Source organism: Corallococcus sp. M7 (assembly GCF_054512695.1).
Genome location: NZ_CM137252.1, coordinates 4,243,356 through 4,269,934 on the forward strand (window position 1 = coordinate 4,243,356; position 26,579 = coordinate 4,269,934).

Consider the following 26,579-nt stretch of genomic DNA (forward strand, 5'->3'; position numbering starts at 1 on the left):
CTCCGGGGCATCACCGTGCTCGCGGTGCAGGCTCGCGTTCGTGGGTTGCGTCAAAGCGCTCGCGGGCCTTCTGGACGACGCCGATGTGGTCGATGGACCAGTTCCGGATGGCATCGACGATGCCATGGAGCGAGCGGCCAAGCGGCGTCACCTCGTATTCCACCGTGACGGGGACCGTCGCGAAGACGCGGCGCTCGACAAGGCCATTCCGCTCGAGGCGGCGCAGCGTCTGGCCGAGCATCTTCTGCGTGATGCCCTCCACCTTGCGCTTCAGCGCATTGAAGCGCACCGGCCCGTCGGAGAGCGCGATCAGCAGCAGCACCGCCCACTTGTCAGCGAGCTGGTCGAGCAGCTCACGCGTCGGGCACGTCGCGACGAAGGGGCCTCCCGGTTTGCGTGTGGCCATCGTGGTTTCCTCCAGGTGCCTTGGTCCCATCCAAGTGCCCTGGACGCCTCCTGGTATCCTCTTGATACCAGCAATCCCCAAGCACATGGTGGGTCCCATGAACGACTTCCAGCATGACGTCGTCGAGGCCAACGGGATCGCGATCCACGTCGCATCGGCCGGCAGGGGGCCGCCGCTCCTCTTCCTTCACGGATTTCCGCACACCTGGTTCGTGTGGAGGAACGTGATGCGAGCGCTCGCCAGCGAGCATCACGTCATCGCACCGGACCTCCGGGGGCTTGGAGCCACGACGCGGGCGGCGTCGGGCTATGACCTGGACACGCTCGCCGCCGACGCGCTCGCCGTGCTCGATGCGCACACCCAGGAGCCCGCGGTCATCATCGGCCTCGACCTCGGCGCGCCGATCGCGTTCCTCACCGCCGCGCACCATCCCACGCGTGTGAAGAAGCTCGTCGTCATGGAGTCGCTTCTCGGTGGGCTCCCTGGCGCTGAGACGTTCCGCCCGCCGTGGTGGTTCGCGTTCCACGCGATCCCCGGCATGCCGGAGGAGGTCATTTCGGGCCGAGAAGAGGCGTACCTCGACCACTTCTTCGCCATCGGAACGAAGCGCGGCCTTCCCGCCGAGGCGCGCACCGCATTCCTCGATGCATACCGTGGCCGGGACTCGCTCCGCTGCGCATTCGAGCACTACCGCGCGCTCCCCGAAAACGCACAGCGCCTCGCGAAGGTCGAGCGCCTGACCGTCCCGACGCTCGCGATCGCCGGGGGCGTCGTCGGCGACGCACTCGCGCGTCAGATCGCGCCGCTGTGCGACCACCTCGAGACCGCGCGCCTCACCGACGCCGCACACATCCTGCCCGAGGATCAACCCTCGGCGCTCGCGGCGCTCCTGCGAGGCTTCGCCCGGCCGCTGGGCTGAGATGAATCTCGCATTTTACCCGGGTGATATTGACCGGGGATTTATACCCGGGTAGAAATGGCGTCATTCCGATACAGGGGTGACGCCATGACCGCATTCGATTTGAACCGTGGCGCGGGCGCGCCGGTCGCCGACGAAGTCGACCTCGTCGAGCTGCGCGTCACAGGGGACATCCCTCGCGAGCTCGACGGAACGCTGCTGCGCAACGGCCCGAACCCCCTGCGTGGCCGCTTCGAGGGCAACGACGTGCTGTCGTGGTGGCCGGAAGCGGCCATGCTGCATGCGATCGCCTTCGAGGACGGCCGCGCGGTCAGCTACCGGAACCGCTGGGCGCGCACGCGCCGCTGGGCTGACGTGTACGCGCCCGAGCAGGCGCCAGGCCTGACCGACACCAATCCGAACGTGAACGTGTTGCTGCACGCGGGCGAATTGCTGGCGTTGGCGGAGGGTGGGGTGCCGCTCGCGATCACCGCCGAGCTCGATTCGCTCGGTGCGCCCCGACGACACGCGGAGGTTGGCGGCGGGATGACCGCGCATCCCAAGGTCGATCCGCTGACGGGCGAGCTCATTGCGTTTCGCGCGGACTGGCGCGCGCCGTGGCTGCGCTATGGCGTCATGGACGCGCAGGGAGTGCAGCGGGTCGACGTCGTTGTCGACGTGCCTGCGCCGTCAATGATGCACGACATCGCAATCACCGCGACCCGCAGCCTGCTGCTCGACCTGAACGTCGGGTACGACTTCTCGATGCTGAAGCAGGGCCACCGGATGCCGTTGCGCTGGCACGACGACCGGCCGGCGCGCATCGGTGTCCTCCCACGGCATGGCGGCGAGGTGCGCTGGTTTGGCATCGAGCCCTGCTTCATCCTGCACGTCGTCAACGCGTATGACCGCGATGAAGCATGTGTCGTGCTCGATGCGGTCCGCTACCCGTGGTACCTGCGGCTCGACGCGAGCACGGGCAGGTTCGCCGACAACCCCGTCGGAGTGCTCTGGCGCTACGTGATCGATACGGTGACCGGCCGGGTCCAGGAAGGGCCACTCTCCGATGGCGGGCTCGAACTGCCGCGCATCAACGAGAGCCGTACCGGGCGCCGCTACCGTTACCTGTATGCGACCGAGCAGCCGACCTCCGCTGAAATGCGCGGCGTGGTCCGCTTCGATCACGAGCGCGGTGAGACGACGCGCTACGCGGTGCCGGCCGGCGACCAGAACAGCGAGCCCGTGTTCGTTCCGCGCCCGGGAGGCGTCGACGAGGACGACGGCTGGCTGATGGTGATGGTGTATCGCGCGGCGACGGACTCCAGCGACCTCGTGATTCTCGACGCACGCGCGATCGACGAGGAGCCCGTCGCGACCGTTCACCTGCCGCGGCGGGTGCCCGCCGGCTTTCATGGCGCGTGGGTGCCTCGGGCGCGCCAAGAGGCCTGTTCGGCCGCCGGTGAGCCGCCCCCGGAGCACCAAGCGGTCGCTCTGCCTCCGCTGCTGCGGTTGCGCCTCCGCGCCCCGGACGCCAGCGTCAAGCATCGATCATGATGCATGAGGGAGCCACGGCCATGGCGGAACGAATCACGCAGCAACAGAAGGCCCAGGAGCCTGTCGTCCCGGCGCAGCTCGGGATCCAGGCGAACCGCAGGATCGAAGACCACGCGCTCATCGGAAACATGCGCTCGGCGGCATTGGTCGCCCGGGATGGGACCATCGACTGGCTGTGCTTGCCAGACTTCGACTCGGACGCCTGCTTCGCGAGCCTGCTCGGGACGGAGGAGAACGGCGAGTGGGCGCTCGCACCCAGGGAGTCCATCCAGAAGATCACCCGCCGCTATCGGAAGGACACCCTGATCCTCGAGACGGAGTTCACCTGCGCCTCGGGCACCGTCCGGTTGATCGACTTCATGCCCACTGGCCAGGAGTTCCCCCGGATCGTCCGGACCGTCGTGGGAGTGAAGGGGACGGTGGCGATGCACTCGAAGCTGACGCCACGCTTCGCCTTCGGCCGCTCCATCCCCAGGGTGGAGAGCGTGGGGGGCTCGCTCCGTGCGTTCGCCGGCCCGGACGCCTTGTTCATCCGGCGCACGGACAGGGATACCGCGTCTCCGCTGGTCTCGAACTTCGAAGTGACCGAGGGCCAGCGGTTCTCCTGGGTGATGAGCTGGAACTACTCGTGGTTGGATCAGCTCCCGCCGAACCTGGATGCGGATCAGGCCGAGCAGGAGACCCATCGCTACTGGACCCAGTGGGTGTCGAAGATCGTCCCGCCGCCGAGGTACCGCGACGAGGTCGTCCGCTCCCTCATCACCATCAAGGCCTGCAGCTACGAGAGGACGGGCGGAATCGTGGCCGCGCCCACCACGTCGCTCCCGGAGACGCCGGGAGGTGAACGCAACTGGGACTACCGCTTCACGTGGCTGCGCGACGCCGTGCTCGCGCACAACGCCCTGAACCGCGCGGGCCTGAGCGATGAGGCGTCCTCGTTCTGGAAGTGGGTGATGCGCGCCATCGCGGGAGACCCCGCCCAGATGCAGATCATGTATGGAATTCGAGGCGAGCGCCGCCTCACGGAGTCCGAGCTGGAGTGGCTCGAGGGCTACGGCGGCGCGAAGCCCGTGCGCATCGGCAACGGGGCCTACAACCAGTTCCAGCTCGATGTCCTCGGCGAGGTGGCCGCGGTGCTCTACGCGGGCGCGAAATACTTCGGCGAGGTCGGCCCCGTCGCGCAGCGCGCGCTGCTCAACGTCGCCGAGCACGCGATGAAGGTCTGGCGGAACCCCGACAAGGGCATCTGGGAGATGCGCGGGCCCAATCGCCACTTCACCGCCTCCAAGGTGGCCGCGTGGGCGGCGCTCGACCGGGCCATCAAGGCCTCGGATGAGACGAAGATGGCGGCCCCGATGGAGCGGCTGCTGGAAGCCCGGGAGAGCATCTTCGAGGAGGTCTGCGCGCAGGGGTTCAATCGCGAGATGAACAGCTTCGTGCAGTACTACGGCGGCAAGGAGATGGACGCGAGCCTGCTCTACATCCCGCTGACCGGCTTCCTTCCGGCAACGGACCCGCGGGTGGTGGGCACGGTGGAGCGCATCGAGCAGGAACTGCTCCAGGACGGGCTGGTGCTCCGCTTCAAGCCGGACGCCACCGGCTCCGTGGACGGGCTCAGCGGAGAGGAGGGCACCTTCCTCGCGTGCTCGTTCTGGCTCGCCGACACGTACCAGATGATGGGGCGCTTCGAGGATGCCCGGCGGCTGTTCGAACACCTGCTGTCGTTGAGCAACGACCTGGGCCTGCTCGCCGAGGAGTACATGCCGAAGCTGCACGCGCAGCTGGGCAACTTCCCGCAGGCGTTCAGCCACTTCTCGCTCGTCAACGCGGCCTACACCCTCACCGAGCCCCGCGCCTGACGCAGCGGCTCCCGGGCCTGATTCCAAGGCCCGGGAGCGCCATGGCGAGAACCTCGGTCCGGCAGGAGTGTCTTGAAAGGGAAAAGGGCTATCCTCCTGCTCCCATGAAAGTCCTCGAACGAGGCAGTGCTCCCCATGCACCGTTGCGGCTCAGCCCCCTCGTGGGGAGCGTGCAACGCATCCGCGTCCGCTCCGAGAGCCAGGGCGCCATCAAGGACGCGGGCCAGAAGACGCCGCTCCCTCCTGTTCCCGGCGTCCAGATGGTGCTCGCCGCGGAGGTGCTCAGCGTGTCCGCTTCCGGGGAGGTGCGCTTCCAGTTCACGCTCGAAGGCGCGGCGCTCCTCATCCAGCCCGGCACGCCGCCCCAGGCCGTGGAGAAGCTCCACGCGCAACTGGAACCCCTGCCCGGACTGACCGGCGAGGGCCGCGTGGGCGCGGACGGACGCTCCCAGGGCTTCACGCTGAAGCTGCCCAAGGACATGGCCGCCCCCGTGCGCGACCAGCTCCAGCAGGCGACGGCCACCCTCGCGGGCCTCGGGCGCCTGCTGCCCACCGAGGCCGTGGGGCTGGGGGCTCGCTGGTCGCCTCCCTTGCCCGGCAAGGGGCCCCTCTCCGGGGCTCGGACCACTCTGGAGCTCAAGAAGCGGGAGGCCACGGGCTTCGGCCTGCGATTGGAGCTGGACTCCACCTCCAAGCCCCAGCCCGCGCCGGCGAACCTCCGCACGAAGAAGGGCGGCGAATCCCTCACCACCTACGTGCGAGGTCAGGGCGGCTGCACGTTCAGCCTGGACCGTTTGTGGCCCACGCGCTTCGAGCTGGACGTCGAAACGCGTCTGGCGTTGCGCGCGGAGGACAAGGACGCACCCCGCCGCATGGACAGCTTCGCGACGCTCCAGATGCGCCTGCGGGAGCTGTCGTTCAGTCCCCCCAAGGCCCAGCCCGCCGCCGCCCGCGCCACCCGGCGCTGATCGGCCCAACCTCTTGTAATTCCAGGACTTCCGCCCAGTCGCGACAGGGGACGCAACCGCGAGCCCCTTTGATGGATAATCAGCGGAGGGGTTTTGTGGGCCCGATGTGAGCGGCCCTCATCATTTTTGCTGCGCCCGATTGGGGGAAGCGCATGGGTATCGACGGAACTGGCAACAATCGTCCTCGGCAGCTGGTCACGACGCAGCCTCCCGTGGTGGCGCCACCGCCGCCTCCTCCTCCACCGCCGCCCGCGAACGTCGCGACCAAACCCGCGCCCAACGCACAGTCCACGTTCGATCGGACCGCGCCCCGGGAAGGCCCGCAGATTGCCCCGCCGGCCAGCTCGCTGCTGACGGAGAACACCCAGGACGCGCAGGCCAACTGCCTGGACAAGGCCGCGGACTGGGTGGACACGGCGACCCCCGCGCTGCGGGCCCGCTCGGAGCTGGTGTTCCTCAAGGACACGCGTCCCGGCCAGGAGGGGCAGACCGGCCACGTCATCGTGCGGCAGGGTGAGCGCGTCGTCGACCCCTCCAGCGGCAAGAGCTACGACAACCTCCAGGCCTTCCTGAAGGAGCAGCCGCAGTACCGGCAGTCGGGGACGCTGCCGGCGACCTCCGCCCACAAGATCTTCTCCGCGCCCCCGGGCTCGCCGGAGCGTCAGAAGGCCATCGCGGACGCGAAGGTCACGCCCGAGCTCCAGCGCATGATGGTCGCGGACTCGCCCCCGGGCACGACGACCGCGAGCCCCGCGAAGGCGCCCGCGGCCCCCGCGTACACCGCCGAGCAGGCCAGCAAGGACGCCACCGCGCTCTACGAGGCCACGGACGGTGGCGTCACCGGGTGGGGGACCGACGAGGACAAGATCTTCCAGACGCTCGAGGGCAAGACGCCCGAGCAGATCAACCTCATCCGCCAGGCCTACAAGGACCACTACAACAAGGACCTGGACGCCAAGCTCCAGGACGAGCTGGGCGGAGACGACTGGACGCGCGCCCAGGCGATGCTGAAGGGGGACACCGCGAAGAACGACGCGGTCGTCATCCAGTCCGAGCTGGACGGCGTGTTCGGCTCCTCGGAAGAGGTCCTCAAGACGCTGGAGAAGCGCTCGCCCGAGGAGCGCAAGGCCATTGCCCAGAAGTTCGCGGAGCAGAACGGCGGCGTCCCGGCGGGCCAGTCCGCCGAGGACTTCATGCTCTCCAAGCTGGGCAAGGAGCTGGACTCGGACGAGATGTCGCGCGCCCGGAGCCTGCTGGGCGCCAGCCAGGCCCAGACGCCCCAGCAGAAGCTGGAGCTGGAGACCCAGGCCCTCAAGGACGGCCTGAAGCGGGACATGGACGGCCTGGGCACCGACGAGGACCGCATCTTCGAGCGCCTGGAGAAGGCGACGCCCGAACAGCGCGCCCTGCTGGCCAAGGACCCCGCCGTCGCCGCGCGCCTCAAGGACGAGCTGGGCAGCGAGGACTATGACCGCGCCATGGGCCTGCTCCAGGGCACCCCCGGCCAGGCGGACGCGGCGCGCATCCGCGACGCCATGAGCGGCTGGACGGGCGCGGACGAAAAGGGCGTGCGCAAGGTGCTGGAGGGCAAGACGCCCGCCCAGCTCGACGCCATCAAGAGCGAATACCAGCGGCAGACCGGCAAGTCGCTGGAGAGCGAGATCCGCGGCTGGGGCGGCGCGGACGCGGACGTGACGCTGCGGCTGCTCAACCCTCCCGCGCCTGGCGACAAGAAGGCGCAGGCCGAGGCCGCCGCCGAGAAGCTCCACCTCGCCATGGACGGCCTGGGCACCGACGAGGACGCCATCCGCCAGACGCTGGAGGGCAAGTCCAAGCCCGAGCTCGACGACATCGCCGCGGCCTACAAGGAGAAGTACGGCAAGGACCTGCGCGCGGAGCTGGACTCGGAGCTGGATGGGCGCGACGAACTGGAGCTGCTCAAGCAGAACTACGACCTGGGCGCGGTGAACCCCAACGATCCCAACGCCGCGCAGGAGCGCGTGCGCCGGCTGCGTGAACAGCAGGCGAACGAGTCGGGCTTCGGCTCTTCGGTGCTCGGTGGCATCCAGCGGACCCTCAAGGGCGAGTCCGACAACGACCGCATCAACAACAACCTGGCGCGGGCGGAGACCGCCATCCAGACCGGCGACACGCAGCGGGCCAACACGCTCACCGGCTATGCCGCGGACGACGTGAAGTCGCTCCAGACGAGCAAGGACTCGCTGGCGGACGGCGCTGCGAGCGCCGCCGTCGTCGTGGTCACCACCGCGGCCGTCATCGGCACGGGTGGCGCGGCCACGCCGCTGGCCATCGCGGGCTACGCGGCCCTGGGCGCGGCGACGCGCGTGGGGACGTACGCGGCCCTCCAGGGTGACGCGGCTGGCGGCCAGGAGCTCCTGCGCCAGGCGGGCATTGGCGCGGTGGAGGGCGGCACGGCCGTCCTGCCGGTGGGGAAGGGCGCCGGGGCCGTGACGGCCGGGGCCCGCACGGGCGCCACCACCGCGGCGAAGGAGGTCGCGGGCACCGCGGTGCGCGAGACGGTGGAGACGTCCGTCAAGGCCGCGGCCATCCAGGGCGCGAAGGAAGGCGCGGTGGGCGGCGCCGCGGGTGGTGCTTTCGACGCGGCCACGCGCAGCGAGACGTGGGAGAACGGCGTCGTCAACGGCTTCGTCGAGGTGGGCAAGCGGGCCGCCATCGACGGCACGGTGGGCGCGGCGACCGGTGGCGTGGTGGGCGCGGGCACGGCCAAGGCCGGGCAGCTCATCCGCGAGGTGCGGGCCAAGGGCGCCCTGGAGACGAACGGCCCCCACATCCGCTTCACGACCTCCGAGGGCCGCGTCTTCGAAGGCACGGTGACGCCGGAGAACGCCAAGGACGTCCTCAAGCTCGTCAAGGCCGCGGACCTGCGCACGGGCAAGACGGCCGGCAGCTACGAGGTCCGTCAGGCCATCCTGGAGCGCTCGGGCGGCAAGGTCAGCACCTTCGAGGCCTTCACCGTCGGCGAGCCCCCCAAGGACGGCACGCTGTGGAAGTGGTTGGAGGAGCCCAAGAACTGGGTCCCGGAGCGGCGGGAGCTCCAGCAGAAGCTGCTCAACACGGAGCTGGACAAGGCGCAGACGCTCTCCGACCGCCTGGAGCCCAACACCGTCTACGCGCTGCGCGGCAACACCGCCGCGGGCAAGACGACGGCCGTGAAGAACGACCCGCACCTCAAGAGCAAGGTCCTGGACGAGCACGGCGAGCTGAGCGGCGCCCTCAACCCGGACCCCATCAAGGCGAAGATCGCCGAGGCGCACGACGGGAAGATCTCCACGTCCCAGGCGCACGTGGAGGGCTCCATCATCTCGCAGCGGGTGGAGAACGAGATGCTCTCCCGGCCGAACAGCTCGGTCGTCTACGACAAGCGCTTCGCGGGCGAGAGCGACATCCCGCGCATGTTGAAGGCCGTCGAAGGCCGCAACGTGAAGATCGTCGACCTGGAGGTCCCGCTGGAGACGTCCAGCGTCCGCGTGCTCATGCGCAACCCGGGCACCGCGGATCCGCTCGTCCCGTTCGAGGCCGTGGAGGGCGGCTTCAAGGGCGTGCGCCAGAACCGCCTCGAGCTGCTCATGGGGCGCGAGGGTGAGTTCCAGGGCGTCATCAACAACCCGAAGATCACCGACTACAAGCTGATGGTGACGGACGACGCCGGCAAGCAGGTGCTGGTGGCGGAGAAGCGCAACGGCGTGTGGCACGCGCCGGACACGGCGGAGAAGCAGGCCCTCTTCGACAGGGCCGTCTACGAAAGCCCCGCCGCCGAGGCAGAGCGCGTGAAGAACACCGTCATCGACGATGCCTTCATCAACCGGCAGGTGGGCGCCATCTCCGACCCCGGGTTCGCGCAGAAGATGCGGGCCCGCCTCACCGAGTACAAAGGCAAGACGTTGGGAGAGGCCCTGGAACAACACTCGAAGAAGACAGAGTGAGCCGCCGCGGGTGCCCGCTTCATCCCCGGGTTGAAGCGGGCCGCTCGCGGCCCTAGCCTGAAAAAAGAGTGTTGGACCCTCGAGGAACGCGCATGCCGACATCCGCCGAAGACACCCTGAAGCAGCTCCGCGCCGCGCAGCAGCAGCGCAAGGCGACCGAGCGGGAGCAGGTCGCGAAGGCCCGGGCCACGTCCGGCAAGGAGCCCTTCGACATGGAGAAGCTCCGGGCCCTCTACAACCCCGCGTGGGATCGCGGTGACGCGCCCCTCACGCCCTCCGCCATCGAAGACTACGAACGGCGGTACTACCTGGAGTCGCCCCAGGTGAAGACGCTCCAGCAGTTCGCGGAGCGCCTGGCCTTCCTGCGCGACAACGACGCGACCTGACGCTCCCAGGCATGGCTGCCCTGCCGGAGGCCTACTCTTCCTCCGGCGGGTACAGCACCTGGCGTCCCCGCACCTGCGCGAAGGCGGTGAGCCGGTGCGGCTCCACGCGGGTGGGGCTCGTGATGTGCGTCACCAGGACCCCCCGCGCCCAGAGTGCGTCCGCCACCAGCGAGCGATGGCAGCGCCAACGCAGCGCCTCCGCGCACATCAGGGCCACCGGGCCGTGCAGCGCCACCTCGCGCAGCACCTCCAGTCCCTGCGCGAAGTCCTCCGTCAGCATGTAATCCGCGTAGCCCCGAAAGCTCAGGTTGCGCCAGGCCGCGTTGGGCGAGTCCTTGCGCGCACGCCGCAGCCCGCCGAGCGCTGGCAGGTGCAGGTGCTCGACCCCCACCCGTGCCAGCGTCCTTCCCAGCACGTCCACGTTGAACTGCGGGTTCGTGCGGGAGCGCGGCACCGTGCGGATGTCCACCAGCGTCCGTACGCCGTTCGCCCACAGCATCTCCACCAGCTCCTCGAGGGTGCGCGTGGAGTGGCCCAGCGCGAACACCTGGATGCCGCTCCAGCCTCGCGCCCGCCTCGGCATCTCCATCGCCGCTTCGCCCAAGTCGCCCCCTGAAGCCTCCGTCCCTTCAATGTTGGACGTGAACCCGCGCCCGACAAGGCATCCCTCCGGCCGGTGCGCAGGCGTTGCGCGCTCGCGCCGGGGCCTGCCTCGGACGCGCGCTGGCACGGGGTTTGGAACAGGGCAGGGGGTGATGGAACCCCGCTTCGACATCCCCACGCCGTCCGAGGAGCTGCTGGCCCGGTACAACGTCGCCGGCCCTCGCTACACCAGCTATCCCACCGCCCCCGAGTGGCGCGGCGACTTTGGCCCCGACGCCCTCGCGGAGCGGCTCACCCTGGCCGGTGCGCGGGAGGCCACGCAGCCGTTGTCCCTCTACGTCCACCTGCCATTCTGCCGCAGCCTCTGCTGGTACTGCGGCTGCAACGTCGTCATCCGCCAGGACCCGAGCGCGGCGGACCGGTACATCGACCACCTCTGCATGGAGATGGACCTGGTCGCGCAGCGGCTGGGCACGCGGCGGCGTCTGTCGCAGATCCACTGGGGCGGCGGTACGCCCACCTTCCTCACCGAGGCGCAGCTGGAGCGGCTGTGGACGGAGCTCACCCGCCGCTTCACGCCGCTGCCGGACGCGGAGGTGGCCATCGAAGTCCACCCCGCGCTGACCACGCCGGGACAGCTGTCACTGCTGCGCCAGCTGGGCTTCAACCGCGTGTCCATGGGGCTCCAGGACTTCGACCCCCAGGTGCAGCGGACGACGAACCGCCTCCAGACGCCGGAGCAGACGCGTGCGCTGCTGGAGCAGGCGCGCGTGCTGGGCTTCACCGGCGTGAACTTCGACCTCATCTACGGCCTGCCCCACCAGGACGCGGCGCGCTGGGTCCGCACGCTGGAGACGGTGCTGGAGATGCGGCCGGACCGGCTCGCCGTCTACTCCTTCGCCTTCATGCCGGAGGTCCTGAAGCACCAGAAGCGCATGCCCGCGGAGGCCATTCCCGGGGCCCGCACCAAGCTGGAGCTGTTCCGCGCCGCCTTGGAGGCCTTCGCGACGGCGGGCTACCGGCCCATCGGCATGGACCACTTCGCGGTGCCCGAGGACGAGCTGGCGCGCGCGCAGGCCGGGCGCCGCCTGGGCCGCAACTTCCAGGGCTACACGGTGAAGGCCGCGTCGGACGTGGTGGCGCTGGGCAGCACCGGCATCAGCGACGTGGGAGGGGCGTATGCCCAGAACGTGCGGCCGCTGTCGGCCTACTACGCACGGGTGGCCGAGGGACGCCTGGCGACCGAGCGGGGCATCGCCCTCACCGAGGATGACCGGCGCCGCCGCGCCGTCATCACCCAACTGATGTGCAACTTCTGGACGGACCTCGGCGAAGACGGCGGGACGTACTTCGCCCCGGAGCTGGAGCGGCTGCGCGCCTTCGAGGCCGACGGGCTCCTGGTCCGCGACGGCACGCAGCTGGAGCTGACCGCGCTCGGCCGTCTCTTCGTGCGCAACGTGGCGATGGTGTTCGACGCCTATCTCGCCAGGGCCGCGAAGCCCCGTTTCTCCCGGACGGTGTGAGGCTCGCCGGTTGGGCCTCGAACCGCCGCGCGGGAACGCAGAATCTGCGCGGGCCCCCATGGCGCCGCGCAGGGGTTGCGCGGGGGCAAGGAGGCATCCGAGACGGCGTGAGCGGCTGGGGGATTGCAATGACGCTTTTCCGTCATGACCAGCCTAGAGCTCGCGCGGTGGCAGTTCGGAATCACCACGGTCTATCACTTCATCTTCGTCCCTCTCACCATCGGGCTCGCCCCGCTCGTCGCGCTGCTCCAGACGCTCTGGGTGGTGACCCGGAAGCCGGCGTGGCTCCGGCTGACGCGGCTCTTCGGCAAGCTGTTCCTGATCAACTTCGCGCTCGGCGTGGTGACGGGCATCGTCCAGGAGTTCCAGTTTGGAATGAACTGGAGCGAGTACGCGCGCTTCGTGGGGGACGTGTTCGGCGCTCCGCTCGCGATGGAGGCGCTGGCAGCCTTCTTCATCGAATCCACGTTCCTGGGGCTCTGGATCTTCGGCTGGAAGCAACTGCCGCGCGCGCTGCACCTCGCCTGCATCTGGCTGGTGGCGTTCGCCGTGAACCTCTCGGCCTACTTCATCCTCGCGGCCAACTCCTTCATGCAGCACCCCGTCGGGGCGCGTTTCAATCCCGCCACCGGGCGCGCGGAGATGACGGACATCCTGGCGGTGTTGACCAACAACACGGTGCTCGTGGCCTTCCCCCACACGGTGACCTCCGCCTTCCTGGTCGCGGGCACCTTCGTGGCGGGCGTCTGCGGCTGGCTGATGGTGCGCTCGAGCCAGTCGGCTGAAGCGGTGGCGGCCCAGACGTTTCGCAGCGGGCTCCGGCTCGGCCTGGTCACCGTCATCGTGTCCGGCATTGGCGTGGCGGTGAGCGGGGATGCCCAGGCGAAGCTGATGTTCGAGCAGCAGCCCATGAAGATGGCCGCGGCCGAAGCGCTCTGCGACGGGCGCGCCGGGGCGCCCTTCTCGCTGCTCGCGGTGGGAGACCTGAACAACGACTGCCGGGGCGTGCGCCATCTGCTGGAGATTCCCGGTCTCACGTCCTACCTCGCGCGCGCGGACTTCCAGGCACCGCTCGAGGGCGTCAATGACGTCCAGAAGCGCTACGAGGAGCGCTATGGAGCGGGCCCGGACTACGCGCCCAACCTCGCCGTCACCTACTGGTCCTTCCGCCTGATGATCGGCCTGGGCGTGGGAAGCGCGGCGCTGGCGCTGTTCGGGTTCTGGCTCACGCGTGGAGGCGTGGCGAGCAACTCGGAGCGGTTCGCCCGGCTCTGCCTCGCGGCGCTGCCCACCCCGTTCCTCGCGTGTTCCTTCGGTTGGATCTTCACCGAGATGGGACGGCAGCCCTGGCTGGTGGCGCCGAACCCCACCGGCGTGGACGCGCTTCGCCTGCTGACGGCCAGCGGCGTGTCCACCGCCGTCTCCCCCGCCATGGTCTGGACGACGCTGATTGGCTTCACCTGCGTCTACGGCGCGCTGGCGGCGGTCTGGTTCTACCTGATGCGGCATTTCGTCCGGGCGAGCCTGAAACATCCGGCGACCCTCGCGAGCGAGGACCGCCATCCTGAGACCGCGCCGCTGTCGTTTGGATATTGAGTTCCCGGCCCTCTTTCCTGGCATCGATAAACAATCATGGAACTGAATACACTCTGGTTCTGTCTCATCGCGGTCCTCTGGACGGGCTACCTCGTGCTCGAAGGTTTTGATTTCGGCGTGGGGATGTGGCTCTCCGTCCTGGGCAAGACCCCGGCGGAGCGCCGCGCGGTGCTGCGCACGATTGGCCCGGTCTGGGATGGCAATGAGGTGTGGCTGCTCACCGCCGGGGGCGCGACGTTCGCGGCCTTCCCGGAGTGGTACGCGACGCTCTTCTCCGGCTTCTACCTGCCGCTCTTCCTGATCCTCATCGCGTTGATCGTCCGCGGCATCGGGCTGGAGTTCCGCTCCAAGCTGGAGAGTCCCCGGTGGCAGCGCCGCTGGGAGCAGGCGATCCAGGTGGGGTCGTGGATCCCCGCGCTGCTCTGGGGTGTCGCCTTCGCGAACATCGTGCGCGGGGTGCCTCTCGACGCGAATCATCAGTTCACCGGGACGTTCCTCGGCCTGCTCTCGCCGTTCGCGCTGCTCGGCGGCCTGGCCACCACGCTGCTCTTTCTCAGCCACGGCGCGGTCTTCATCGCGCTGAAGACCCAGGGCACGCTGCGGACGCGGGCGCTCGGCTGGGCCAGGCGGATGGCGCTGCCCACGCTCGGCGTCAGCGGTGCCTTCGGCCTGTGGACGCAGGTCCGATACTCGGTGGCCTGGACGTGGCCGGTGCTGGGGTTCGTGGCCCTGGCGCTGGGGGCGGCGGCGCTGAGCGTCTGGCGGGAGCGGGAAGGCTGGTCCTTCACCTTCAGCTGTCTGGCCATCGCGGGCGTGGTCGTGCTGCTCTTCGGCTCGCTCTTTCCGGACGTGATGCCTGCGCTGGAGCCGGCGCACTCGCTCACCGTCCAGAACGCCTCGAGTACCCCTTACACGCTGCGGATCATGACCTATGTCGCCGTCGCGCTGGTGCCGTTCGTGCTGGCCTACCAGGGATGGACCTACTGGGTCTTCCGCCAGCGCGTCACCGTCGACGAACTCAACCCGGCGCTGGGAGAGGGCTGAGCATCCGATGAAGCCGCTCGACCCGAAGCTCCTGCGGTACGCGAGCGCCGCGCGGCGCTACGTGCTGCTCACCGCGGGCCTGGGGCTCGGGATGGTCGCGCTCACGGTCCTGCAAGCGCAAGGGCTGGCGCGGCTGCTGGGGCATGCACGCGAGGTGGCTGGGGGCCATGGGCGGCTCCTGCTCTGGCTCGGCGGCGTGTGGCTCCTGCGCGCGGCCCTGGCGGGGTTCCAGGAATGGACGGGGAAGCGGAGCGCGCACCGGGTCATCGCGCAGCTGCGGGAAGGCCTGCTCACGCGGCTGGCGTCCGGCTCGGAGGGGGAGCGTGCTTCGGCGGGTGGGGTGGCGCAGGTGGAGCTCGCGACCCGTGGATTGGACGCGCTCCAGCCCTATCTCGAAGGCTACGTGCCGCAGTTGTTGCTCACGGCGCTCGCGACGCCGGCCCTGCTCGTCTGCGTGTGGCGCGCGGATCCGGTCTCCGCGGCCTTGATGGCGGGTTCGCTGCCGCTCATTCCGATCTTCATGGTCCTGGTGGGCCGCTTCACGCGCGAGGCCACGGCGCGGCAGCTCGCGAGCATGCAGCAGCTGAGCGCGCGGGTGCTGGACCTCATCACCGGGCTCGCCACGCTCCGGGCACTCGGCCGGCAGCGCGGCGTCGCGGCCGAGGTCCTGCGGTTGAGTGAGGCGCATGCGCGCACCACGCTTCAGGCGCTGCGGCGAGCCTTCCTCTCCAGCTTCGTGCTCGAGCTGATCGCCACGCTCTCCATCGCCAGCGTGGCGGTGGGGATTGGCCTGCGGCTGCTCGAAGGGGCGATGCCGCTGGAGACGGGCCTCTTCGTGCTGCTGATCGCGCCAGAGGTCTATGCGCCGCTGCGGCAGGTGGGCGCGCTCTTCCACGCGTCCGCGGAGGGAGCCGAGGCGGCGGCGCAGGCCATCGCGCGGCTCGAAGCCCCGCAGCCCGCGCGCGGCACGCTCGCCGCGCCACCGCTCACCTCCGGGACGCTGGAGCTGCGGGACGTCTCGGTCGCCACGCGCGACGTCGGGTGCCGCGCACCGGAGGGGCTCTCGTTCGTGCTGCCGTTGGGGCAGGGACGCATCCTCGGGTTGAGAGGGGAGAGCGGCGCGGGCAAGAGCACGGCCCTGGCGGTGGTGCTCGGGCTCCTGCCGCCCACGTGCGGTAGCGTCTTCCTGCGACCCGAGGGAGCGGCGGCGCTCGCGCTCGGGTCGCTCGACTTGACGACGTACTGGGCCCAGCTCGCGTGGCTGCCTCAGCGACTCCACCTGGAGCCAGGCACGGTGCGCGAGAGCGTCTGCCGAGGGCGCGTGATTCCGGCCTCTGTCCTGTCGGCCGCCGCGGAGGCCACCGGCTTCGATGCCGTCGTCGCGCGGCTGCCCGAAGGCTGGGACACGCGCTTGGGGCGGGACGGGCAGGGGCTCTCGCTGGGGCAGAGGCAGCGGCTTGCGCTCACCCGGATCCTCGCGGGCGACGAGCGGCTGCTGCTCCTCGACGAGCCCACTGCGCATCTGGATGAGACCTCCGAGCAGCGCGTCCTTGATGCGCTGAAGCAGCGCGCCCGGCAGGGAACGACCCTTCTCCTGGTCAGCCACCGCGCGAGGACGCTGGCCATCGCGGACGACGTCCTCACGCTCCACTCGCACGCAGTATCCTCGGACACCCTCGCGGAGGCCGCATGAGCCACCATCCCTTGCGCCAGGTGCTGCCTGACCTCGCGCTGCGTCCCTTCACGGTGGCGCACGCAGCATCGCTGGACACCCTCGTGGGGGCCGCATGAGCCGCCATGCCTTGCGCCAGGTGCTGCCGGAACTCGGGCGGCGTCCCCGCACAGCGGGCGCATGTGGCAACCCTGGACACCCTGGCGGAGGTCGCATGAGCCGCCATCCCTTGTTCCAGGTGCTGCCGAAACTCGGCTGCGTCCCTGCACAGCGAGCGCATGTGGCAACCCTGGACACCCTGGCGGAGGTCGCATGAGCCGCCATCCCTTGCGCCAGGTGCTGCCGGAACTCGGGGTGCGTCCTCGCACGGTGTGCGCATGCAGCCGCCCTGGACACCCTGGCGGAGGCCGCATGAGCCGATCTCCCTTGCGCCAGATGCTGCCAAAGCTTGGGCCGCGTCCCTGCACAGTGGGTGCACGAGGCCTCTCTGGACACCCTCGCGAAGGCCGCATGAGCCGCCATCCCTTGTGCCGGGTGCTGCCAGGTCTCGGATTACGTCCCCGCTTGGTGTGCTTCGCAGCATCCCTGGGCACCCGCGTGGAGGCCGCATGAGCCGCCATCCCTTATGCCGGGTGCTGCCAGGTCTCGGATTGCGTCCCCGCTTAGTGGGCTTCGCGGCATCCCTAGGCACCCTCGCGGAGGCCGCATGAGTCGCCATCCCTTGTTCCAGGCGCTGCCGAAACTCGGGCTGCGTCCCCGCACGGTGGGATTCGCGGTCGCGCTCGGGACGGCCGCGCTCTTCGCCTCGACGGCGCTGGGCGCGTTGTCCGCGTGGCTGATCGCGCGCGCGGCCGAGATGCCGCCGGTGCTCGACCTCACGCTGGCTATCGTCGGCGTGCGGGCCCTGGGGCTTTCTCGCGCGGGCCTCCGCTATGCACACCGGCTCGTCGCGCACGAGCTGGCCCTGGGGGGCGTGGCGCGGCTGAGGGCCAGGCTCGTGGACGCGCTCGCGCGGGGGCCGCTGCCCCGGGTCCTCGGTCTCAAGCGCGGAGACCTCGTCGCGAGGCTCGGCGGTGACGTGGACGCGGTGGGCGAGGCCGTCATCCGCTCGCTCGTGCCCATGGCCATCGCGGCCAGTGTCGGCGTGGGCAGCGTCGCACTGCTCGCCTTCTTCCTCCCGGCGGCGGCAGGGTCCCTGGCCGTGAGCCTGGCCGTCGCGGGAGGTGTTGCGCCCTGGATGAATGCGCGCGCGCTGGCCCTCGCGGAGAAGGCATCGTCGGCCACCCGGTCGCATCAGCTGGCCACCGCCCTGGAGCTGCTCGAAGGCGCGGCGGAGTGGAGGGTCTCGGGGCGAGCGCCGGTCTTGCTTGGAGTCCTGCGCGAGGACGACCTTCGCCTGGAGTGCCTCTCCGCGCGGGCTGCTCGCTGGACCGCCGCCGCGACCTTCCTGCTGCATGGCGCGTGGAGCGCGAGCGTAGGGGCGGCGCTCGTCCTCGGCTTCGCGGCGCTCGGACGCGGAGCGCTCTCCCAGGTGGAGCTCTGTGTCGTCGTGCTGGTGCCGCTCGGTGCGTTCGAGGCCCTCCAGTCCATGCCCGCGGCGCTGACCCAGTTGCTGCGCTCGACCGAGGCCGCCCGGCGGCTGCTTCCGTTCCTCGAGACACCCGAGGTGGAGACTCCGGCCTCCGCGCTCCCATCTCCAGCGCCGGGGGGCCACCTGCGCGCGGAGGGGCTCGCATGCGGCTGGCCGGACCGGAGCGCCGCCGTCTCGGGCATCGACCTCACCGTCCGGCGAGGCAGGTCACTCGCCCTCACCGGGCCCAGCGGGAGCGGGAAGACGACGCTGCTGCTCAGCCTCGCGGGGCACCTCCCTCCGAAGGAGGGGAGGGTGAAGCTCGGCGAGGTTTCGCTCAAGGACGTGAGCGAGCAGCGTCGAGTGGAGCTGCTGCACTGCTCGACCGAGGATGCGCACCTCTTCGACACCACCCTGAGAGAGAACCTCCGGGTCGTGCGCGCGACGCTCACCGACGACGAGGCCATCGCGGCGCTGCGCAAGGCGGGCCTGGGTGACTGGTACGCGCGGCAGCCGCGAGGGCTCGACACGCCCCTTGGCCGTGGGGGTGAAGCCATCTCGGGAGGCGAGAGGCGGCGCGTCCTCCTCGCGCGCGCCTGGCTGTCAGAGGCCCCCTGGCTCCTGCTCGATGAGCCCACCGAGCATCTCGATCCGCGCACCGCGGCACGCGTGATGCGAGACCTCGACGGGATGAAGGCGCACGGGCGCGGACTGGTGGTCGTCACGCATGACGCGGACGTGGCGCGCGTGCTGGACAGCGTCCATGCACTCGCGCCGGCCTGACGCCCGCGCGTGCCCGGTAGCGGTATCGGCAGGATTGACGGCCTCCAGGCCCTGGGCGCGCTCAGCTCTCGGCGGAGGGCGCGGACTCGGATGTCCGCGGCTCCTCGCAGATGGGCTCCGCGTCGCGGGATGCCTCCATCTGCTCGCTCACGGAGGCCTGCTGCGCGCTGGGGGCTCGGAGTAAATACGTGCTTCCGCGTAGCGCGCGCTGGAGATGCTGTTGGTGATTGAAAGCGGCCATGGGCGCGGCCGGATCCGCGGCTACAGCGGGAAGCCCATCGCCTTGAAAGAATTGATTCGCTCCAAGACCGTTCCCTGGGGCTTGCTGCCGCACATCCGATGCGTGTCGAGCAGGTCTTCGAGCACCAGCGAGACGTAGCGGTGGAAGTCCACCGGGCGGACCTGGAAGAGCGGCCAGATGACCGCGAGCGCCTCCTCCGCCAGGGTGAGCGACGCCTCGGCCTGATCAGGCCAGCTCAGTTCACGGCTGAGTTCGTTCAGGCGCAGGGTCAGGGTAGGGGCGTGCGTGTCCGGATCTTCCGCCGCGAGCTGGCGACCAATGGCCACCGCCTCGGCCCTGAATGCGAGCGCCTCTTCCCGTCCCACTCCCGCCTGGTATGAACCCAGGGCGTTCAGGCTTGAGGCCAGAGCGGGTCGGAACTCGACCGGCCGCGCCTCCGCCACCTTGCGAAGGATTGCCACCTCTTCGAGTCTGGAGGTGAGCTGGTCCTTCCACAGGTCAAGCCTGTACTGCCGCTCGGAAAGACGGTTCAGGCTCTCGGCCAGCTCTGGGAGGAACGCGTCCGGATTGACTGCCGCGAGCTGACGAAAGAGGGCCACGGCCTCGGCCGTGGAAGCAAGGCCTGCCTTCTGCTCACCGACCACGCCTTGATACCAGCCCTGATCGCGCAGGCACGCGGCCAGTTCGGGGAGGAAGCCGTCGGGATTCACCTCCGCGAGCTTCCGCAGGATGGCCACCGCCTCGACTGTGAGAGCGAGCGCCGCTTCCATGCGCCCGTGCTTGCACTGCCTCCGCTCCAGTTCGTGCAGTTCCGTCGCCAGTCTGGAGAGGAACGCGTCGGGCCTTGCCTGCGCCAGTCTCCGCAGGATGTCCACCGCCTCGGTCGCGGAGTCGAAGGCCGCGTCGATGTCGTGGAACTCCTGCTGACACCGGCTTAGCGCCTTCAAGCTGTCGACGAGCGCGGGCAGGTGCACCTCTGGATCGCGTGTCGCCTGCTCGCGGTGGTGTTCAACAGGCTGTAGAGCCGCGCTGAGTGCCTTCTTCCGCGGTTCTGCCTGGACCCGCCAATCTTCCATGGCCTGAGAGCGTGCCGACCCGGCCCCAGGCCCGTCAACAGCGGTGGGCAGGACTCAGGAGTTCCCGGTCCGGTTCAGCCCTCACGGGCCTTGCGCCGGTACTCGCCGGGAGGCACGCCCATCTCGCGCCGAAAGGCCCGATTGAAGGCGAACTCGGACTCGTAACCCACGCGGCCCGCGATGGCCGCGAGCCCGTCCTGTCCCTCACGCAGCGCGTGCGCGGCCTCCTGCATCCGAAGCCGCGTGAGGTACTCATGCGGCGCCACGCCCACCTCACTCGCGAAGCGGCGCGCGAGCGTCGCCCTCGATGTCCCCGAGCGCCGCGCCAGCTCGCTCACGGTCCAGCCGTGCCCCGGCTCCGCGTGCATCCAGCCCAGGGCGCTGGCGAGCGTCGCATCACCGAGCGCTCCCAACCAGCCCGCGCCGCCCGGCGGCTGCGCGTCGGCCCAGGCGCGAAGCACCTGCACCAGGAGGATGTCGAGCAACCGGGAGACGATGACCGAGGCGCCTCGCTCACCCCGCTCGTACTCCCGTTCGAGCAGCGACACCGTGGGCAACAGGGCACGCGCGTCCTCGGAGGCCCCCCGCAGGTGGACCCGCTCGGGAAGCAGCCGCAACACGGGATGCGCCCCCGGCTCGTCGAACGCGTAGAAGCCGCAGAGCACCCGCGACTCCACGCCGGTCCCGCCCAGCACATACGCGGAAGCCCCTTCGCCACGTGTCGCCAGCCAATCCTCCAGCCTCACCTTGGGGCTGCGGGGCGAGTCCGCCATGGCATGCCCGTCGCCGCGCGGCAGTAGCACGACATCCCCCGGCCCCAGCGCGACGCTGTCCCGGCCCTGCGTGAGGTGACAGGAGCCAGCGATGACCAGATGCAGGGACGCCGAGGCCGTGGGAGCAAAGCGCAGCCCCCAGGGGGCCCGCGCCACGGTGCGGCAGTAGAGCTGCCCGCGCAGTCGGGTTCGCTCGAGAATCTGCCCCAGCAGGTCGGAGGCGTGTGAGAGGGCCATGACATCGAGGCTAGCAGCGGGCTGTCCCCAGCGCTCGCGCCTTGAGCGTTTCAGACAAAAGGTTGAGTCGTCCGCGAATGGCCTCTCCGGGGGCCGGACGTCACATTCACGTCCATGAACGACATCCGCGCTTCAGCCGGAGGCCTCATGAACCCGAGTCCCTCACCGTTGTCCTGGAAGCTCACCTCACCCACGGCCTTGGCCACCTTGCTGCTGGGCGCCTTCATGCTGTTCCTCAGCCTCAATGCCCTGAGGGACCCGCTCAGCGCGGCCAGGGGCTTCGGTTTGCGCGACTCCGGGAGCGAGGTCATCCCCTGGCTGTACGTCAAGGCGGGCAGGGACCTGGGCGTGGCACTGGCGATGTTCGCCCTGGTGGCCATCCGGCAGCGGCAGGCCGCGGGCGTCTTCGTCCTCGCCTGCATCGTGATGCCCACCGTGGACGCGCTGACCGTGATGCATGGCGGTGCCTCGCTCGCCTTCGCGCTCACGGTTCATGGAAGCGCGGTGCTCTATGGAGTCGCGCTGGCCGCCGCGCTGCTGCGTCCCCGGAAGCTCGGCGCTTGATTCGGCCACGGTGGGGGCCACATGCGGCCCAATAGGAGTCATCTGGTTGGACGCAAGCGGCCTGGGTTCCAACCCACAGGCCCAGCTCAGGCTTGCCCTTGCGTGCCATCCATCCGCGTGCTAGACACTGAACCACATGGTTCAGTATTCAAGTGCTGGCCTCGATGCTTCGTTTGCCGCGCTCTCTGACGCCACCCGACGCGGTGTTCTGGAGCAGCTCGGGCGTGCGGAGGCCTCGATCACGGACCTCGCAGAGAAGTTCAACATGACCCTCACGGGCATGAAGAAGCACGTCGGTGTCCTGGAGCGGGCCGGGCTCGTGCGCACGGAGAAGGTCGGGCGCGTGCGGACCTGCAAGATCGGCCCGCGCCGACTGGAGGAAGAGATGGCATGGCTCGAGAGCTACCGCCAGCTCTGGGACGCACGCTTCGACGAGTTGGACAAGGTTGTCGAGGAATTGAAACGGAAGGAGCAGGACCCATGAAGAACCGCACGACCGTGGAACGGAAGTCCGAGCGTGAGACCGTCGTCACGCGAACCTTCGATGCATCGGCACGCATCGTGTTCGAGGCGTGGACAAAGCCCGAGCTGTTCAAGAAGTGGTGGGTGCCAAAGTCGCTGGGAATGACCCTGGTTTCCTGCGAGATGGATGTTCGTACCGGGGGCACGTACCGTCTGGTGTTCGGCCAGGGGATGGCGTTCTTCGGTACGTACACCGAAGTGACACCGCACTCGCGCCTCGTCTGGACCAATGAGGAAAATGGTGACGATGGGTCCGTCACCACGGTGACCTTCGAGGAGAAAGAGGGCAAGACGCTGCTGGTCGTGAGCGAGCTCTACGCCTCGAAGGAAGCGCTCGACGCTGCCGGCGGGGCGGCGGAAGCGCTGGTCGAGACGTTCCAGCAACTGGACGAGCTTCTCGTCACCCTGGGCGCGAGCGAAGGACGGGCATGAAGTCCTCGTCCTCGCGCTCGGCCGCCTGGCTCTTCACGCCTCGACGACGCGATTGACAGGTTCCGCAGCCCGCGCTCGCGGCTCAGCCATACAGCTCACTGAGCGGTCCCGGCGCGATGCGCGTGCTGCCCTCCTGCCCGAAGGTGTTGAAGTCCGCGTCTCCGAACGCGTGGCCGAGCGTGTTGAAGAGGTTGGAGACCTGCCGGTTCCGGGGCGCGTCGTACTTCGGGTACACGACCGTGCGCCCGTCGGTCTTCAGGCCCAGCGCGTTGCCGCCCACCACGAGCTTCGGCCACTCACGCGAGGTGGAGTGGTGCTGCTCGCCGTTGTCGGACATGAAGACGATCGCCGTGTGATCCAGCATCGAGCCGCTCGCGCCGACCTCGGGCGTGGCGGCCAGCGTCCTCGCCAGGTTCGCAACCAACTGCACGTGGCGGCGGGTGACCTCGGCGACCTTCTCCCAGTTCTGCCCCGCATCCAGGCCGTGCTGCAAGCTGTGTCGCGGGACGTCGCTCACGTCCGGGCCATAGGCCACGTCGAAGCCAGAGGTGCCCGTCGCCAGCACGACCGTGTTCGTCAGCCCGCCCAGGAGCGCCGCCGTGGCGATCTGGAACTGCGCCTCGAACCACTTCAGCGAGTCGGGTGGTGAGCCCGCGCCGGTGAGGAGCGGGTTGTCCTTCGGCGCCAGCGGCAGGTAGGGCCGCACGCGGTCCGCCATGCCCGCGAGTTGATCCTCCCGCGTGCGCAGCGACTCGAGCGAGGAGACGTAGCGCTCCAGCTTCAGCCGCTCGTTGGAGTTGCCCCTGAACTCCGCCAGCGCCTTGCGCGAGTCGGCCAGCGCGAAGTCGAAGAGCATCTTGCGATCGCGCCCATTCGTCGAGCCGCCGAGCAGCGAGCCGAAGGTGCTGTCGAACGCGAGCGACGGGTTGACGATGATGCCCGCGGGCTTGCGGGGGCCGAGCGCGCAGGTCTCGTACACGATCGACACGCGCGCGGAGCTGGTGCCCAGGCGCAGCACGTCGAACGGTGCCCCCCGGCGCAGGCGAGGTGCGATCACCGCGTCGAAGGTCGCGCCCGCGCCGTTCACCGCGCAGCTCAGCCCGCCCGTCCCGCTGGAGTGCCCGCCGCCCGCGATGAGGTTCGAGAGCCCCAGCAGCACGGCGGAGCGGTTCACCAGGTCGATGTTGCCGGGAGACTCCGCCAGCGGCCCGAGGCTGATCGCGCTGGCGAGGTTGTCGCCCTCACGCACCAGCGGCGTGTCCTTGTACGCGTCCCAGAAGAGGCGGTCGGAGGTGTTGGCGCGTCCCCCCAGCGCCGCGCGGGTGCCCGTGCTCAGGAGCGCGCGAGGGTAGACGCCATTGCACTCGAGGACCAGCACCAGGCGCGCCGGCAACGCGGACGACTGGGCGTAGACGTCGTGGAAGTAGGGCGCGAAGAGGCCGGCGGCCATGCCCTTCAGGACGGTTCGTCGCGAGAACATGGCAGTCACTCTCCAGCCTGCGGCGCACGCCGCGTCTTCCAGGTGTCGCTCGTCATCAGCGTGGTCAGCATCTTGGAGAACGAGCCGTTGTTCTGATCATAGGCCTGCTCCATCTGCGTCAGCGTGCAGGCGTCGCTCAGGTTCTCCGGGCGTCCCATGAAGTAGCGGAAGGCCTGTCGCACGAAGCAGCGCTTCACGTGCCGAGAGGCCGCCAGGCGCTCGCTCAACTCCACCGCGTCGCGCACCGGACCTTCCAGCGCGGGGTCCGGCATCGACGTGAGCGTCGAGCTTCCGTCCGGTGTGGTCCAGCCTCCACTGGGCGAGTGATCCCGCGCGCGCAGGAAGCCCGCGTGGTTGTAGATCTCGAAGGGCAGGCCGAGCGGTTCCATCAGCCGGTGACAACCCTGGCACTGCGCTCCGGCGGTCGCCTCCTGCAGCCGGCGGCGCGCGTTCTTGTCGGCGGCGTGAGCGCCGACCCGGGCCGCCACCTGCACGCTGCTGAGCGGCGGGACGAAGCCGCACAGGAGGTTCTCGCGCACCCACTTGCCGCGGTGGACGATGGATGGATCGTCCTCGAAGTTGCCGCCGTGCGCGGCCAGCCACACCGGGTGGGTCAGCACCCCCGCGCGCTCCGTGGCAGGCAGCGTCTTCCAGCGGCCCGCGACGGTCGCCGGGAGGATCTCGCTGACGTTGTAGGGGTGCGAGAGGCCCTTGTGCGAGTCGTAGGCCGCGTTCTGCATGGAGGGCACGTAGAAGGTGCGCGTGGTGAGCAGGTTCGCCAGCACGTCCTTGTCCTCGACCACCACCCGCGCGATCAGATCGTCGAACTGCTGGATGAAGGTCGGCTCCAGCGGATGGAAGTTGGTGAGCAGGTTGTCGTACGAGACCGCGCTGATGTAGCCGAGCCCCTCGAGCTCGAAGCGCGAGGTCGCCGCCGGGGACTCCTTGAACACCGCGGACACGTGCCCGTAGCCGAGCCACTCACGGAAGAAGCCCGCGACGCCGTCACCCAGCCAGTACTGCCCGCGCTTGGAGCGCTGCTCCTCGTTGTAGTCCTGCACCAGATCGAAGCGCGGGGTCCCGTTCTGGTTGGCGTCGACGCCGCCCAGGTACTTCTGGATCAGGGCCGTGGTCGTCGCGTCCTGCGTGAGCGAGCCATCCTTCGCGGCAACGGCCACGTCCGCCAGATGCCCCTCGAGGGGCGCGGAGTAGTACGGCCACACGAAGCTCGGCGTGGCCGAGGGCGCGCGCCCTCCCAGCGCGTAGGCCAGCTGCGAGCCCAGCTCGAGGCTGGTCAGTTCCACGCGACCGTCGGCCGGCTCGCCGCCCATCTCACGGCGGAACATGGCGCCGGTCATCATCCACGCGGCGTTGGAGATCCGCGTGATGGAGTCCGCGCGGGTCTGCGGGGAGTAGCTCGGTTCCTGCGCGATGACCGTGGTCGCGAAGGCGGTGAGGCGGTTGAGCTCATCCTCGGTGGGCGGGCGGAAGAAGACGCCGAACTCGAGCATCTGACCGAGGTGGAAGCGCTTGCAGGTGTCGCTCGGGTTCGCGTCGTTGAACATGCAGCTGAAGCGGTTGTTGGTGAAGACACGCTCCATCCGGTTGCCGTCCGGGTAGTTCATCGTCCACGGCGAGGCGGCCGCGCCGACCACCGGCAGGAAGAGCTCCACCGTGGCCTCGTCCAGCGTCTCGTCCGTGGCCCAGGAGCTGTACTGCTCGATGGCGCTGGGATCGAGCGGGTTGTCGTAGAAGCTGAACCCGGTCCAGCTGCGCTCGACCGAGCCACCGACGTTGCGGGTGAACTCGCGCCGGTTCATGCGGCGGATGCGCGTTGGCGCATCCGAGCGCACGCCGTCGGTGCAGGTGAAGAGCGCGGACTGATCGAGCAGGTTGGGCTCGGCCACCACGGTCACGGGCGGCCCGTCCGTGCCACTGCAGAGGGGCATCCCCTCCTTGATCCAGGTCTCGAGCGCGGTGCGCTCGGCCGCGCTCGCGCGCTCATGCGGTGATGGCGGCATCGGAGACGCGTCGTCGCGCATGCGGATGAGCGCGCGCTGGGCGTTGCTGAGCTTCCCATCCATCGCCGAGCTCACCCGCATGTCGTGCAGGGTGCGCAGCGGCATCGTCGCCCCCTGCGTCGGCATCGCGCCGTGACAACTGGCGCAGCGATTGGTGAGCACCGACTGCACCACGCACGCGGCGCCCACGGGGCCACCGGGATCCACTGGGTCCACTGGCTTGTTGGGGCCGCCGTCGTTGGTGTTTGGCCCGATGTTGCCCTTGCATGCAACGAGGCTCAACAGTGCGGCCAGCAGGAGGACGCGGTTCATCCGGCCAGTCTGGCACGGACGGCGGGTGAACAGGCAAGCCGGTCCCTCCAAATGGGCTCAGCCGGGCTTGGCTCCCGTCCTGATCAGGCGGCTG

Annotated in this window: 20 protein-coding genes; 14 read left to right on the top strand and 6 right to left on the bottom strand. The window is 69.6% G+C overall.

Features of this window, described 5'->3' with window-relative positions:
* Positions 1 to 10 precede the first annotated feature (10 nt).
* Complete coding sequence (locus tag ACX114_RS17320; RefSeq protein ID WP_459299201.1) at positions 11 to 406, bottom strand: winged helix-turn-helix transcriptional regulator; 396 nt, start codon at positions 404 to 406, stop codon at positions 11 to 13.
* 97 nt (positions 407 to 503) lie between these two features.
* Here ACX114_RS17320 and ACX114_RS17325 point away from each other — a divergent pair, with 97 nt between their 5' ends.
* The 6 genes from ACX114_RS17325 to ACX114_RS17350 all read left to right on the top strand — a co-directional run bounded on the left by ACX114_RS17325 (position 504) and on the right by ACX114_RS17350 (position 10,036).
* A complete protein-coding gene (locus ACX114_RS17325) occupies positions 504 to 1,325 on the top strand; it encodes an alpha/beta fold hydrolase (protein ID WP_459299202.1) in 822 nt (273 codons plus the stop codon).
* 87 nt (positions 1,326 to 1,412) lie between these two features.
* A complete protein-coding gene (locus ACX114_RS17330; protein WP_459299203.1) occupies positions 1,413 to 2,858 on the top strand; it encodes a carotenoid oxygenase family protein in 1,446 nt (481 codons plus the stop codon).
* A 20-nt stretch (positions 2,859 to 2,878) separates the two neighbouring features.
* Positions 2,879 to 4,717, top strand: a complete 1,839-nt coding sequence (locus ACX114_RS17335; protein WP_459299204.1) for a glycoside hydrolase family 15 protein — start codon at positions 2,879 to 2,881, stop codon at positions 4,715 to 4,717.
* Between the two features lie 170 nt (positions 4,718 to 4,887).
* Positions 4,888 to 5,685 (top strand): hypothetical protein, encoded by a 798-nt coding sequence (locus ACX114_RS17340; protein ID WP_459299205.1) that lies wholly within the window; start codon positions 4,888 to 4,890, stop codon positions 5,683 to 5,685.
* Positions 5,686 to 5,837: 152 nt separating this feature from the next.
* Positions 5,838 to 9,650: a XopAJ/AvrRxo1 family type III secretion system effector zeta toxin gene (gene xopAJ / locus ACX114_RS17345; RefSeq protein ID WP_459299206.1), complete on the top strand. Its 3,813-nt coding sequence runs from the start codon at positions 5,838 to 5,840 to the stop codon at positions 9,648 to 9,650.
* 92 nt (positions 9,651 to 9,742) lie between these two features.
* Positions 9,743 to 10,036 carry a hypothetical protein gene (locus ACX114_RS17350; RefSeq protein ID WP_171811545.1) on the top strand — a complete coding sequence of 98 codons (294 nt, stop codon included), beginning with the start codon at positions 9,743 to 9,745 and terminating at the stop codon, positions 10,034 to 10,036.
* Positions 10,037 to 10,067: 31 nt separating this feature from the next.
* Here the strand turns inward: ACX114_RS17350 and ACX114_RS17355 are convergent, their stop codons facing one another.
* Positions 10,068 to 10,640 carry a DUF488 domain-containing protein gene (locus ACX114_RS17355; RefSeq protein ID WP_459299207.1) on the bottom strand — a complete coding sequence of 191 codons (573 nt, stop codon included), beginning with the start codon at positions 10,638 to 10,640 and terminating at the stop codon, positions 10,068 to 10,070.
* Positions 10,641 to 10,791: 151 nt separating this feature from the next.
* Here ACX114_RS17355 and hemN point away from each other — a divergent pair, with 151 nt between their 5' ends.
* The 5 genes from hemN to cydC all read left to right on the top strand — a co-directional run bounded on the left by hemN (position 10,792) and on the right by cydC (position 18,827).
* On the top strand, positions 10,792 to 12,162 hold the full coding sequence (gene hemN, locus ACX114_RS17360) for an oxygen-independent coproporphyrinogen III oxidase (protein ID WP_459299208.1): 1,371 nt from the start codon (positions 10,792 to 10,794) through the stop codon (positions 12,160 to 12,162).
* Positions 12,163 to 12,306: 144 nt separating this feature from the next.
* Positions 12,307 to 13,758, top strand: coding sequence for a cytochrome ubiquinol oxidase subunit I (locus tag ACX114_RS17365; protein WP_459299209.1), 1,452 nt, complete (start codon positions 12,307 to 12,309; stop codon positions 13,756 to 13,758).
* A gap of 36 nt (positions 13,759 to 13,794) precedes the next feature.
* Positions 13,795 to 14,802, top strand: a complete 1,008-nt coding sequence (gene cydB, locus ACX114_RS17370) for a cytochrome d ubiquinol oxidase subunit II (protein WP_459299210.1) — start codon at positions 13,795 to 13,797, stop codon at positions 14,800 to 14,802.
* Between the two features lie 7 nt (positions 14,803 to 14,809).
* Positions 14,810 to 16,495, top strand: a complete 1,686-nt coding sequence (gene cydD / locus ACX114_RS17375) for a thiol reductant ABC exporter subunit CydD (RefSeq protein WP_459299211.1) — start codon at positions 14,810 to 14,812, stop codon at positions 16,493 to 16,495.
* Positions 16,496 to 17,180: 685 nt separating this feature from the next.
* Positions 17,181 to 18,827 carry a thiol reductant ABC exporter subunit CydC gene (gene cydC, locus ACX114_RS17380; RefSeq protein WP_459299212.1) on the top strand — a complete coding sequence of 549 codons (1,647 nt, stop codon included), beginning with the start codon at positions 17,181 to 17,183 and terminating at the stop codon, positions 18,825 to 18,827.
* A gap of 261 nt (positions 18,828 to 19,088) precedes the next feature.
* Here cydC and ACX114_RS17385 read toward each other — a convergent pair whose 3' ends face one another.
* Together ACX114_RS17385 and ACX114_RS17390 are read right to left on the bottom strand one after the other, a co-directional pair.
* Positions 19,089 to 20,144, bottom strand: a complete 1,056-nt coding sequence (locus ACX114_RS17385; RefSeq protein WP_459299213.1) for a tetratricopeptide repeat protein — start codon at positions 20,142 to 20,144, stop codon at positions 19,089 to 19,091.
* Between the two features lie 74 nt (positions 20,145 to 20,218).
* Complete coding sequence (locus tag ACX114_RS17390) at positions 20,219 to 21,154, bottom strand: AraC family transcriptional regulator (RefSeq protein WP_459299214.1); 936 nt, start codon at positions 21,152 to 21,154, stop codon at positions 20,219 to 20,221.
* Positions 21,155 to 21,301: 147 nt separating this feature from the next.
* Here ACX114_RS17390 and ACX114_RS17395 point away from each other — a divergent pair, with 147 nt between their 5' ends.
* The 3 genes from ACX114_RS17395 (at position 21,302) to ACX114_RS17405 (ending at position 22,672) form a co-directional block, all read left to right on the top strand.
* Positions 21,302 to 21,718 carry a DUF4267 domain-containing protein gene (locus tag ACX114_RS17395; protein ID WP_459299215.1) on the top strand — a complete coding sequence of 139 codons (417 nt, stop codon included), beginning with the start codon at positions 21,302 to 21,304 and terminating at the stop codon, positions 21,716 to 21,718.
* A 136-nt stretch (positions 21,719 to 21,854) separates the two neighbouring features.
* Complete coding sequence (locus tag ACX114_RS17400) at positions 21,855 to 22,202, top strand: ArsR/SmtB family transcription factor (RefSeq protein ID WP_459299216.1); 348 nt, start codon at positions 21,855 to 21,857, stop codon at positions 22,200 to 22,202.
* Positions 22,199 to 22,672 carry an SRPBCC family protein gene (locus ACX114_RS17405; RefSeq protein ID WP_459299217.1) on the top strand — a complete coding sequence of 158 codons (474 nt, stop codon included), beginning with the start codon at positions 22,199 to 22,201 and terminating at the stop codon, positions 22,670 to 22,672. Before ACX114_RS17400 ends, ACX114_RS17405 begins: the two co-directional genes overlap by 4 nt.
* 82 nt (positions 22,673 to 22,754) lie before the next feature.
* Here the strand turns inward: ACX114_RS17405 and ACX114_RS17410 are convergent, their stop codons facing one another.
* On the bottom strand, positions 22,755 to 24,152 hold the full coding sequence (locus tag ACX114_RS17410; RefSeq protein ID WP_459299218.1) for a DUF1552 domain-containing protein: 1,398 nt from the start codon (positions 24,150 to 24,152) through the stop codon (positions 22,755 to 22,757).
* A 5-nt stretch (positions 24,153 to 24,157) separates the two neighbouring features.
* On the bottom strand, positions 24,158 to 26,485 hold the full coding sequence (locus tag ACX114_RS17415; protein WP_459299219.1) for a DUF1588 domain-containing protein: 2,328 nt from the start codon (positions 26,483 to 26,485) through the stop codon (positions 24,158 to 24,160).
* Positions 26,486 to 26,579 lie beyond the last annotated feature (94 nt).